Below are 11,687 nucleotides of genomic sequence, written 5' to 3' on the forward strand. Positions count from 1 at the left end.
TCGGTGTCGCGCACCTGGCGGCCCTCGGGCAAGGCGAGATAGGCAACCAGCTCACGGCGGACCTGCTGTGGCTTGGCACGAATCTCTATCAACGCAACCTCGACTGGCACGTCAACTATTGGACTGCGCCGACGGCGGTTCAATCCGTGCTGGCACGCGCGGGGGCCGACTTCACGTTGACCAACTCGTCATACCCGGGCAACAAGCTGTACGACTCGATCTACGCGGAACTGCGCGCCGCGTTCAATGCGCGCATTGGCGACCGCACGACGGTGCTTCTATTCGCGGGTCCAGCCTGGGATGTCTCGCAAGAGGGTCGACCTGGAGGCACACGCTTCGGCTATACCGCGTGGCTGGCGCTCGACTACGACATGAATATGTACGGCCAATTGGAATTGAACGTGCAGCAGCGCACACTGAATGACGCGACTCCGTACGATCCTGTGTTCTTTGGCGACGTCACGCGGCGCGAGACGATGCGGTCTGCATCCCTACGCTATGCCTATCCGCTCTCTCGCGGGTGGTCCGTGTACGCGCAAGTATCGACACAGTACGTTTCGGACTCGATATCGCTCTTTTCCTACACGGTGCGAAACGGATCAGTCGGACTTACGTGGAAATACTAAATCGGCCTCTGGCGTGACACGTTAGAATGCCCCCCGTAACCCGTTACGAGACTCCTTCGATGCAACATTTTATTGGCACCCATGGCGCCCCGGCGGCGAACGACGCAGACATCTCAACGTGTCTGGAGGCGCATGGTCTCTTGAGCCAGTCTTACGATTCGCTCGACCATGTACTGCGGGATCTTGCTGCTCAGCCGGCTCAGGCCCAATCGACCGATCACGCTCCCAGTGTCGAGGTGACGCTGGTCGGCCATCACGAGTGGCTCCCCTTCAGCCACATGTTTCTCTAAAGCGCACGGGCCGGTCGACTGTTTCATCGAACCGGCCGCGTAGTGACGAAAATCACGAAATCACGAAGTCACGAAAAAACCTGCCTGAGCGCTTGCGCATAAGCGCTCGCAATCGGCGCCCAGTCCCCTTCCGCTTCAACCCGCCGCCGCGCGTTGCGCGCGAGCTGTTCGCGTTCGGCCGGAGCAAAATTGAGCGCGGCAACAATGCCGCTTGCGAATTCATCTTCGGTCGCTGACACGTATTCGCGTCCCGAAGCAAAGCCGAGACCCCGCACGCCGAAGTCGGTGCTGACCACCGGCACGCCGACCGCAGCAGATTCGATCAGCTTCAGGTTCGTGCCGGACCCGGAGATCACCGGGTTGAGGCTGAGGTCGCAGACTTCAAGCCAGTCGGCCTTCTCCGCGTCGCTCACCACACCGGCCAGACCCACGTTGCTCGGCCGCGCCCAGTGCTCGACGACGGTGCACACCGAACCCAGCATCAGGAAGTCGACGTGTGGCAACTCTGCGGCGGCCTTGACGATAATTTCGGCGGCGTCGATATTCGGCCCGTGAGCGCTGGCCATGAATAGCGCGAGCGGCCGCTTGATGTTCAGCGCTGAGCGGCGGCGTGCCGTGCGCCCTGCTTCCCGCAAAGGTGTCGCCCCAACGTCGATGCCATTGGGAACCACGATAAGAGTCTCGTCGTCCGGGCGTTGATAAAGAACGCGTAGGCGCTCGCGGTCATCCGTCGAGCAGGCGGCCACGAGCAGTGCTTCACGCACCGCCTGTCCCTCAAGCGTCGATACGCGATCGACCGCCCACTGATGCGATCCGTAGATGTCAGCCTTCAGGTCCGCTTCAACGTTGTGGGCCTCGTAGACAAACGCTGTGTTGGAGACCATGCGTAGTGCTGGCAATCCATAGGGATGCGAGCAGACGATCAGGTCTGCGCGCCGCACGAGCGCATCGATCGCTTCCAGCCATTGCGGTGCGCTTGACGGATACAACGCAGCGGCCAGGTCTTCGACGGACGCGCTAAGCGAGTGGCCTAATCGGTGCTCCATCTGCACGAACGCCTGTGACTTTGGCACCAGCTCTTCGCTGAGATCCGGGCCAAGCTCGCGCACGTGGCGCGGCAGATGCGGAGGTGCGAGGTTCACGAAGCGCACCTGGAACTCGTCGGCCAAGCGCGAATAGAGTCCGTGCAGGCGAAGTTTTCCGCCACTGACCATAGGTGCGATCGGGAATGTGTTGACCACTCCGATCAACGGCTTGGCGCGTCTTGTGATGACTACGGGCGCACCTTTGTGCTGCTTCGCTTTTGCTTGCGCTTGCGCCAAACGGCCGCCCGCCAGCAATGCGTCGCATAGCGCGTCCCAGTTCAGGCGTTCCGCACGCTTCTGACCAGCTAGGCCCATTTCCAGCGCGCCAGCACGGTCATCGCACAGTTGGCGCATCGCGCCCGCTATCGCGGTCGCGTCCGGCGTGACAATGAGTCCCGTGCGCCCGTGTTCTATCAGCTCCGTCGGGCCGCCCGAGTCAGTGGTGACGATCACCGGCTTGGCCGCGAGCATGGCTTCGAGCGTGATCAAGCCATAGTCTTCGTCATACGGGGCGAACGGCACACAGATCGCGCGTGCGTATTCCTGCGCGAGCACTGCATCAGGCACTCGCCCTAGAAACCGGATGCCGGGATGCGAGCCTGCGCATGCTTTCAAGCGAGCCTCATCAGACCCACAGCCGGCGATGTGCAACGGCACGTCCACCCCGCTCTCGATGTACGCCGCGATAATCAGATCGATGCGCTTAGCCGGGTCAAGACGGCTTGCACTGAAAATCGTTTCCTGCGGGCCGGCTGCGAGCCCCTTCAGATTGGTCGGATGGTGATGGACCGCAACGTCGACGCGAGCCGGAAAATAGCCCTCGCGGTCCGCCACGACTTGCGAGATCGCCGCGTAGTGCGCGATCTTGTCCGGGCGCATTGCAATCGCGTCGAGCAGACGTATCGCGGCGCGGCTGACCGGTCCCGGAAACGACCACACCGGTGAAGCGGGTGCGCGTTTAAAGGCCGCGTCGAGCGCATCGAGCAGTTCGTCGAATTCGATCTCCGTCGCGTCGCGATCCAGCAACGCGTCGACAATGCGCGGCGGCATGCCGAGCGAGCGCAATACGTCCGGATCGAAACGGGTCGGCATGTCCCGCGGATAGGTGTCGTACAAGCCGCGCAGCGTGTGTTGCAGATAGACAACATGATTAGGATGACGAATCGCCCACGCCGGGTACTTGGTGCTGATCACCAGATCGAAGTGGCTAAGGTCGAGTTCCGAAAAGCGACGATAGCTGGAGAGAAGTTCTCCCATGTTCCGCTCGGGACTCGTCAGCTTCAGCAAGTCCGCCTCAACGCCGGGTCGCGCGTTGAGCGCATCCAGCAAGCCCCACCACAGGTTCTCAGCGCCGCCTATCAGGAACGGGACGGGACTCGGCGCAATAATCGCAATTTTCATGATTCAACTAGTTGATACGTTGCGTGAGCACGTCGACGACGTGGCTCCAGGAGATGTCGGCGCGGGCATAAGCCTCGCGCGCGCGTGCGCCCGCGTCGGAAACCTCGCGCGGATTCATCGCGATCCAGTCCAGACGCGCGGCAAGTGCTTCAGCCGTCGGCGCTTCGACCCAGCCGTTGTCCCCATGGCGAACGAATTCAAGCGGGCCGCCAGAGTCGGTGCAAGTGACAACGGGCTTCGATGACAGCATCGCTTCAAGCGTGATGTAGCCGTAGTCCTCATCGAACGCGGGGAACACGACCGCCTGCGCCCGTGCATAGAACGCGCGCTTTTCAGCTTCGCTGACATGTCCGATCAAGGCAATGCGATCGCGCATGCCGTGGCGTTCGATCAGCGCAGCGAGCGCTGCGCGCTGTCCGCCCTCGCCCGCGAGCACGATCTTGAGCGGCGAGCGCATCAGTCGCGCCGCCTCGATCACGAGCTGCTGGCGTTTCAGCGTTTCCAGACGGCTAGGGAAGAACACATAGGGCAGCGCCGTGTCGCAGTAGAAGCTTTCCGCATGCGTGGGCGGATGATAGAGCGGGGTCGCGACGATGCGGTTGAACTGCAGCAATCGCTCGGCAACCCGGCGCGAGTTGGCGAACACGGCATTGGCGCGTGCCAGTGCGGTGTTGTCGAAGGTGATGATTCGTTCGCGCAGTTCGGCAAGCGCGGGTGTTGCCTGCGCTGCGTCGAACAGGTCGTACACCGCGCGATGCTGATGCATCACCCAGGCGCGATGATCCGGATGGTTCACCCCGTAGCCGGGAAATTGCAGGCTGATCACCTGGTCGATCGACACGCCGTTTGGCTTCACAAAGTCTAGCGACGCGGCATGATCCATCGCACGCACGATGTCGGCTTCGGGGGAAAACCGAAACGGCAGGCGCAGAAGCTGGGCTTCGTGACCGGCATCCTGCAATGCTCGCAAAAACCCCGGGATGTGATATTCAGCGCCCCCGTGCGTGAACGGCACGAGATTCGCCGTGACGAGGATTTTCAAACGACCGCTCCTGCTGCGCGGCGGCGCTTGCGCCCGGTGACCGCGAAATCCTGCGGTCCGCACAGATGCCCGTTGACACGTTCGGTGAGCGGGTCGTTGCCCGGCACCTTCGCTTCGTCGGGATAGGGGCTGCTGCGAATAATGTCGATTTCCTCGAAGCCGTGATGCTTCAGCAGGAACGAGATCGCGGTGGGCGTGATCGGATTGCGGTGCGTAAAGTCGTGATAGAACGTGTGGCTGCCGACCAGCACGTTTTCCGGATTCGGTGTCTCGAACAATACCGAACCGTCCTCGGCTAGCACGCGATAGCTTTCCACAACGAGCGCGAGCAAGTAGTCGAACGGCAAGTGTTCGATGATATGAAAGCCAGTCACCGCGGCGACCGAGCCCGTCGGCAGGCTGCGCAGAAAAGACAGTGCGTCGATGCAGCGGGCATCCAGGCCGCGCTCCAGGCACACATCGACCATGACGCGGTTCATGTCGATACCGACCGCGTCCAGGTTCCTTTTCTTGCTGTACGACAGCCATTCGCCGCGCCCACACCCAATGTCCACGATTGCATACGAGAGGCCGGGCCGCACCTTCACATGCGAAGTGATCCAGTCATCGTAGATAGAGAGCTTCGCGAGCACGCTTTCCTGCGAGCCCCGATTCGCGTCTTCGAATGCGAGGTAGTACGCGTCGAGAACATCGGCCGAGACGGTCGGCGTCGGGGCGATGAATTGCTCAAGCTCGCGCACGCGCTTCGTCAGTTCCGCAATCTCGCGCTCATGGCGCGGCACCATGCCTGCTATGCGCTCCAGAGGCCTGCGCCACGCGGCGAACATGCGTTCGACCGCACGCCGCTGCGACAAAGGCGCGGCACGCCGCGTCTCGCGCGCGTCGAGATAGCGCAGTGCGAACCCGGTAAATGCGCCAAGTCCGAGCCGCCGCAGCACGCCATTGGCCATAACCAGCGCTATCGGCATGCCGAGGCCTCTCGTCGACGCGCCTACGCTACGTCCTTCGCCGGACAAGCGGATCTTTGCGGCAATGCCTAGCCGGCTAGCGCCGTCCGTCAATTGCGTGTTGTAAGTCGCCCGCCCTGCTGCATCGACTCCCCGGCCAAGCAGCAACCGGTAGGCCGTATCCACAAACTCATTGCTGTCTCCAACCAGCAGGCGACTGATGCCCTGGCCACCCGGCATGCTCGCCAATGTGTCCATTGCCGGGATCTGCACGTAGTCGCCTGTGGCGGACCCTTCATTGCGGTCAAGTTGCTGCTCATCGGTCGCGGCCTCAGCCTTGACACGCGCGATAAGTGAATTGAGTACTGCGTTGGTCATGAGTCGATTTTGTCCGGATTGCCAGGCGCCGCGCACGTTATGGGTCACTCTGGAAGCGACGAAGTATCCGTTGCGTTTATCGAAACGAATGTGACGGCCATCACATTTCAGAATGTATCTCTCCATGAGAATGGCGACCTCCCCAAGGGATCGGGTATCTCGGGGTGAGTCGAAGAGACCATGAAAAATATCAACCTGCAAACAGGTCGCGGACAAACCAGCACGCGGGCCAGGCATTGAGAAGATGATCAAAAAGAACAAGTTACCGTCGAACGAAATCATTCAGGCGCTGTTGGGCTACAAGCGCGTGTTCCGCACGATCGGCGTCTTCAGCATGCTCATCAACCTGTTGGCGCTCGTGCCATCGATCTACATGTTGCAGGTGTACGACCGCGTGCTGCCTAGTCGAAACGGCGTCACGCTCCTGATGCTCTCGCTGATTACACTCGGCATGTTTGGCCTCTCCAGTGCGCTTGAATATGTGCGCAGCTTTGTCGTGATTCGCGTGGGCACGAAGCTGGACATGCACCTGAATGCGCGTGTCTACACAGCCGCGTTCGAAACCAACCTCAAGCAGCAGGGCGTCAACGCCGGCCAGTCGCTTAACGACTTGACCACGATCCGGCAGTTCGTGACCGGCAATGCTCTCTTCGCGTTCTTCGACGCGCCGTGGTTCCCCATCTATCTGCTGGTTATATTCCTGTTTAACGTCTGGCTCGGCGTTTTCGCGCTGGTTGGCGCAGCGGTGCTGGTCGTGCTCGCAATCGTCAACGAGCGCGTCTCACGGCGTCCCCTTGCGGAGGCGAACCAGCTGTCGATGCGCTCCACCTCGCTCGCGACCAGCAACCTGCGCAACGCCGAAGTCATCGAGGCGATGGGTATGCTGCCCCAACTGATGGCGCGCTGGGCCACGCTCAACGCGGGCTTTCTTGCGCGGCAAGCCGAAGCAAGCGAGAAGGCGGCGTTGGTCGGTAACGTCACCAAGTTCTTCCGGCTGGCGCTGCAGTCACTCGTGCTTGGCGTAGGTGCCCTGCTCGCTATCGACGGCAAGATCTCCCCGGGCATGATGATCGCCGGCTCGATCCTGATGGGTCGCGTGCTCGCTCCGCTGGAACTGTTGATTTCCGTGTGGCGGCAATGGAGTGGCGCTAAAAGTGCATACGAACGGCTCGTTAATTTGCTTGACGCTAATCCTCAACGCCGGATCGGCATGAAGCTGCCTGCACCGGCAGGCCAACTGAAGCTCGAAGCAGTGAGCGCTGCGGCTCCGGGGGGACGTGTACCGGTTTTGCACGGACTGAGCTTCACGATTGAACAGGGCGACATAGTCGGCGTGATCGGTCCGAGCGCATCCGGCAAATCGACGCTTGCGCGTGTGATGATCGGCGTCTGGCCGGCAGTAGTCGGCACCGTGCGGCTGGACGGAGCGGACGTTCACCAGTGGGACAAGGACCAACTCGGGCCGCACGTTGGTTACCTTCCGCAGGACATCGAACTGTTTGGCGGATCGATCGCGGAAAACATTGCGCGCTTCGGTCAGATCGAATCTGAAAAGGTGATCGAGGCTGCAACACTGGCCGGCGTCCATGAAATGATCCTTCGCTTGCCGCAGGGCTACGACACGCTGGTCGGCGATCGTGGCGCCGGGCTCTCGGGCGGACAGAAGCAGCGTATCGGGCTGGCTCGCGCGCTGTACGGGAACCCCTCGCTGATCGTGCTGGACGAACCTAACTCCAACCTTGACGACATAGGCGAAGCCGCGCTGAAGGTGGCGATCGACCGCTTGCGTGTTGCAGGGAAGACCGTTGTGCTGATTACCCACAGGACCAGCATCATTGCCGCGACGACCAAGCTGTTGCTGCTGGTCGAAGGCCAGCTCAGGCTGTTCGGTCCGACGCAGCACGTGCTTGCGGAGCTGTCAAAAGCACCGGCACAGCAAGCCAACAACCAACAAGCCGTTGCCGCTGAAAACAACGAAGTCCCGGCCTGATCCACAGAATTCCATGTCCAAATTCACACGCAAGAATGCGGGTCCGCCCGCAGTCGAAGTACTCGGCGCGACCCTCACCCCCACCCTTGACACCGACGAAACACGCTACGTAAGAGTCGGCTGGACGATCGTTCTGGTAGGTATTGTCGGCTCGCTGCTATGGGCAACGTTCGCACCGCTTGGCAAAGGTGTTTCCGTAGAGGGAACGGTGGTCGTCACGGGCAATCGCAAGGAGATTCAGCATCCGACTGGCGGCATCATCCAGGACATCCTGGTGAAAGACGGCGACGAGGTGAAGACCGGCCAGGTGCTCATCAGGATGAACGACGTGCAGACACGCGCGCAGGAAGAAACCATCCGCGCCCAGTACCTGACAGAGCTTGCAGTGAAGGCGCGCCTTATTGCCGAGGCGACCAACGCGAAGACCATCACGTTTCCTCCGGAACTCACGGCGGGCGCTGCCGCGCATAACGCCCAGGTTGAGGACGACATAAGCCTGCAGGAGCAGTTGCTGTCCTCACGCCGGCTCGCCTTGCAAGTGTCGCTCAGCGCGCTGCGCGAGACCATGGTCGGACTTGGCGCACAACTGTCGAGCGCGAACGCGTTGCATGGCCAAAGGCAGGTCGAGCAAAAAACGATCGAGGATCAACTCGCCTCGATGCGCGAACTCGCCAGTGAAGGCTACGCGCCGCGAACGAAACTGCAGGATCTCGAACGCGAGAACGCACAGATCGACGGAGAAGTCTCCACGCAGGTCGGCATCACCGGCCAACTGAACAGCCAGATAGCCGAGCAGCGCCTGCGCGTCGCGCAACAGCAAGACGACTATATGAAAGAGGTGCGCACCCAGCTCACCGACGTGCAGCGTGACACCGATGCACTGCGAAGCCGTCTGGCGGAGACTGACTTCGCGTTGGCTAGCGCTGAGGTTCGCGCGCCGGTCGATGGCACCGTGGTCGGTGTGAATGTCTTTACGAATGGGGGTGTAGTAGGTGCCGGCGCGAAATTGATGGAGATCGTGCCGAGCGGTGAACCCCTTGAGGTGGAAGGCGAACTGCCCGTCAACCTGGTGGACAAGGTCAAGGACGGCATGCCTGTCGACATGATGTTCACTGCATTTAATCAGAACAGCACGCCGCGAATCCCGGGGACGCTTACGTTCATCTCCGCGGACCGGCTGCTCAACGAGCACACGGGCGCGCCCTACTACCGCGTGCGCGTCAAGGTCACGCCACACGGCATGAAGTTACTGGCAAATCTCAATGTCAAACCGGGTATGCCGGTCTCAGTGTTCGTGAAGGCTGGCACGCGCTCGATGCTGAGCTACCTGCTGAAGCCGATTATCGATCGTGCGCATACCTCGCTGACGGAGGAATGACGTGCGCATGCTGATGACTCAATACGCACGGGGTGCGGCTGTCTCCCTTTGCAAACGCTCGACGACTTTCGCTGACTTCCGGCTGCGTGCGCTGTGTGTCGCGGCCGCGCTGTGCGCCGCAAATTCCGCCTATGCATTCGGCCCGGCCGATGCCTATGAAGCCGCACTGGGACATGACCCCATCTATGCCGCCGCGATGAAAGAGCGAGACGCGTCAGATGCGAACCGAGCGATTGGCCGGTCGTACCTGCTGCCCAATTTGTCGGCCACGTATGGAACCTATCGCGACACGACCGACACGACGGTTTTCGGACCGCCTGCTTCCCAGGATGGCTCGTTCACTCAGGGATATCACTCGTACGCGGGGACAGTTTCACTACGCCAGCCCCTGATCAACTACGAAGGAATCGCACGATACCGCTACGGCAAGGCGGAGGCACTCGCCGGCGATGCGACCTTCACCGACCGCAGCGAGGACTTGCTCGTTCGCGTGCTGGGCGCCTACACGGACACTCTGTTTGCGCTCGATCAGGTCAAGCTTGCATCGGCTCAGAAGAAGACCTTCGACGAACAGCTCGCCGGCAATGAGGCCATGTTCAACAACGGCCAGGGCACGCGCACGGACATCCTGGAGACGCGTTCGAAGGCCGAACTCGCCCAGGCGGATCTTGCAGACGCACGCGATAACCTCGACAACGCGGCGCACGCGCTTGAGGCTGTGGCCGGATTGCCTGCCGCACTCGACGTCCAAGGGCTCGACCAGCTGAGCGACAGTTACAAGCCCGTGATGCCATCGCCGGAAACGTTCGAACAATGGCGCGACATCGCGCTCGACAGCAACGCCGAGCTGATTGCCGAACGACACTCAGTCGAAGCCGCGCGACAACAACTTGAAGTCGTGCGAGCCGGGTTTTATCCTCATGTCGACCTCGTTGCCAGTATTGGCAAGAATCAGTCGGATGCGGTCAACACGATTGGACAACGCTACCTGAACAAGCAGGTCGGCATTGAAGTCACGATACCGCTTTACTCCGGCGGCCTCGTCCAGGCGAGTTCCGAACAGGCAAGCGCGACCTACGAACGCACGAAGTATGAGTTGGAGGACAAGACCAACAAGGTGCTCCTCGACGTGCGCAAGCAATACAACGTGTGCGTGAGCAGCCTGACCCGGATTGACGCGTTGCAAAGCGCAGTGGAGTCAGCGACGCTGTTGATTACGGCGACCCGAAAAAGCGTGCAGGCCGGATTGCGCACCAATGTAGACGTCCTGACCGCCGAGCAGCAGTTGTATCAATCGAAGCGCGATCTCGCGCGTGCGCGCTATCAGTACCTGCTCGCGGACCTTCAGCTTAAGCACGCGGCGGGAGTACTCAGTGCGGATAACCTGTTCGATATGGCTAAGTGGTTCGTGCCGCCCGTGCATGTGGCGTCGCTAGCGAGTGACAACGCGACCCCGGCTGGACCGCGCTTGATTCCATGAACCAGAGCCTGGCTTTTTAGCGGCCAAACTTAATTTTGCATGCGGCGATTGTGACGTGATCGCATAGGGTGTTGAGGGCCTGCCTAGCGGTGGGCCTTTTTTTTATTGATGATGCGCTTGCCTCCGTTTGCGCCGCGAAATGTGCGCGCTAGCACAACACGCCGCGCACACGTGCGATAAATTACGCGACACACCGAGGTCGCGGCGATTCGGTTTGAAATTGCTCCACGCCGCGTCACACTTCTAATCGTAAAAATCCTATGGCAGTCGCGTCGAACGTAAAGCAAAAATCAGTACGGCGCAAAGCGGGCCCGAAGCAAAGGATCGCAGAGTGGACCGTGGAGCAAACGACGACGCCTGATCACGTGAACGTGTACTTTACTTCGCTGGATGGGTCTGAGACCGGCACTGGCGGTCCAACCACGCGGAGCTTTCTTATGCACCGCGACCAAGCGGATCATTTAATCAATGAATTGAAGGACGCGCTCGCGGGCGCGGCAGCAATCGAATGTGTTGAAGAAGAGACGCAAACTGACCGGCGAAAGTCGGTCGCGCGACCTGCTACAGCCGCGAAGCGCGCTCAAGGCAATGACACGGAAGCGTCGTCGGATCACCTTGCCCTTGGCGCCTACGGACTCGTGGGCAACTAAGCTGGGTGCAGAGTGGAGTGACGCCGATATTGCCTCGCACTACACACGTTTGGCCCCAGCTTGCTGTGCGCTCAACCGTTTGAATCTTGCACGCTGTATCGCCCGATTTGCAAATGACGTGACCTGGATCACAAATATGCGCTGCTGACTTCACTAGAATAGGTCTGCCGATTGTTCTTTGGCAGCCATAGGTCTCTGTGTGCAGCTGTAAACCGCCAATTTCAATCTCCGGGATTGGCGGCTCCTCTCGTTTTAATCCTCCGGTTACCGAAAAAGCGAGGCACATTGCGATGCCGGTTTATTCGCTTGCGTGCCGAAACTCAAAAAATCTCCATTGGCGCGCTGCCGTTTAGCAAAACGATAGCTGTATTAATAGTTCGATGCGCGGAATTTAAGGCTTTGTGAGCGCCATCACAATTT

The 11,687-nt window shown here is 60.5% G+C and carries 8 protein-coding genes and 1 pseudogene; 6 read left to right on the forward strand and 3 right to left on the reverse strand.

Features of this window, described 5'->3' with window-relative positions:
* Positions 1 to 626: pseudogene (locus WCA53_RS26675) on the forward strand (tetratricopeptide repeat protein); the annotation flags it as partial.
* Between the two features lie 59 nt (positions 627 to 685).
* Positions 686 to 916, forward strand: coding sequence for a hypothetical protein (locus tag WCA53_RS26680; protein WP_423917688.1), 231 nt, complete (start codon positions 686 to 688; stop codon positions 914 to 916).
* 68 nt (positions 917 to 984) lie between these two features.
* Here WCA53_RS26680 and WCA53_RS26685 read toward each other — a convergent pair whose 3' ends face one another.
* From WCA53_RS26685 to WCA53_RS26695, 3 genes are read right to left on the reverse strand one after another with little or no spacing between them, the layout of a single operon-like run.
* The gene (locus tag WCA53_RS26685) at positions 985 to 3,402 is read right to left on the reverse strand and encodes a glycosyltransferase family 4 protein (protein ID WP_423917690.1); all 2,418 of its coding nucleotides are present in this window, start codon (positions 3,400 to 3,402) and stop codon (positions 985 to 987) included.
* Positions 3,403 to 3,409: 7 nt separating this feature from the next.
* Positions 3,410 to 4,444 carry a glycosyltransferase family 4 protein gene (locus WCA53_RS26690; RefSeq protein WP_423917693.1) on the reverse strand — a complete coding sequence of 345 codons (1,035 nt, stop codon included), beginning with the start codon at positions 4,442 to 4,444 and terminating at the stop codon, positions 3,410 to 3,412.
* Positions 4,441 to 5,769 carry a class I SAM-dependent methyltransferase gene (locus WCA53_RS26695; RefSeq protein ID WP_423917697.1) on the reverse strand — a complete coding sequence of 443 codons (1,329 nt, stop codon included), beginning with the start codon at positions 5,767 to 5,769 and terminating at the stop codon, positions 4,441 to 4,443. Before WCA53_RS26695 ends, WCA53_RS26690 begins: the two co-directional genes overlap by 4 nt.
* 244 nt (positions 5,770 to 6,013) lie before the next feature.
* On the opposite strand from WCA53_RS26695, the gene WCA53_RS26700 reads away from it, so the two are divergent.
* From WCA53_RS26700 to WCA53_RS26715, 4 genes are all read left to right on the forward strand, one after another.
* A complete protein-coding gene (locus tag WCA53_RS26700; protein ID WP_423917702.1) occupies positions 6,014 to 7,759 on the forward strand; it encodes a type I secretion system permease/ATPase in 1,746 nt (581 codons plus the stop codon).
* A 13-nt stretch (positions 7,760 to 7,772) separates the two neighbouring features.
* A complete protein-coding gene (locus WCA53_RS26705) occupies positions 7,773 to 9,137 on the forward strand; it encodes an HlyD family type I secretion periplasmic adaptor subunit (RefSeq protein ID WP_423917706.1) in 1,365 nt (454 codons plus the stop codon).
* A 7-nt stretch (positions 9,138 to 9,144) separates the two neighbouring features.
* Positions 9,145 to 10,617: a TolC family outer membrane protein gene (locus WCA53_RS26710; RefSeq protein WP_423917709.1), complete on the forward strand. Its 1,473-nt coding sequence runs from the start codon at positions 9,145 to 9,147 to the stop codon at positions 10,615 to 10,617.
* A 437-nt stretch (positions 10,618 to 11,054) separates the two neighbouring features.
* Entirely contained in the window at positions 11,055 to 11,267 is a 213-nt protein-coding gene (locus WCA53_RS26715) for a hypothetical protein (RefSeq protein ID WP_423917712.1), read from the forward strand.
* Positions 11,268 to 11,687 lie beyond the last annotated feature (420 nt).

The sequence above is a fragment of the Caballeronia sp. genome, from assembly GCF_049581465.1.
In the GTDB taxonomy this organism is placed as follows: Bacteria; Pseudomonadota; Gammaproteobacteria; order Burkholderiales; family Burkholderiaceae; genus Caballeronia.

Excerpts from the sequence above, each read along its gene's own strand:
- WCA53_RS26715 (WP_423917712.1), top strand. The coding sequence starts at position 11,055 with ATGCACCGCGACCAAGCGGATCATTTAATCAATGAATTGAAGGACGCG.
- WCA53_RS26695 (WP_423917697.1), bottom strand. The coding sequence starts at position 5,769 with ATGACCAACGCAGTACTCAATTCACTTATCGCGCGTGTCAAGGCTGAG.
- WCA53_RS26700 (WP_423917702.1), top strand. The coding sequence starts at position 6,014 with ATGATCAAAAAGAACAAGTTACCGTCGAACGAAATCATTCAGGCGCTG.
- WCA53_RS26710 (WP_423917709.1), top strand. The coding sequence starts at position 9,145 with ATGCTGATGACTCAATACGCACGGGGTGCGGCTGTCTCCCTTTGCAAA.
- WCA53_RS26680 (WP_423917688.1), top strand. The coding sequence starts at position 686 with ATGCAACATTTTATTGGCACCCATGGCGCCCCGGCGGCGAACGACGCA.
- WCA53_RS26705 (WP_423917706.1), top strand. The coding sequence starts at position 7,773 with ATGTCCAAATTCACACGCAAGAATGCGGGTCCGCCCGCAGTCGAAGTA.
- WCA53_RS26685 (WP_423917690.1), bottom strand. The coding sequence starts at position 3,402 with ATGAAAATTGCGATTATTGCGCCGAGTCCCGTCCCGTTCCTGATAGGC.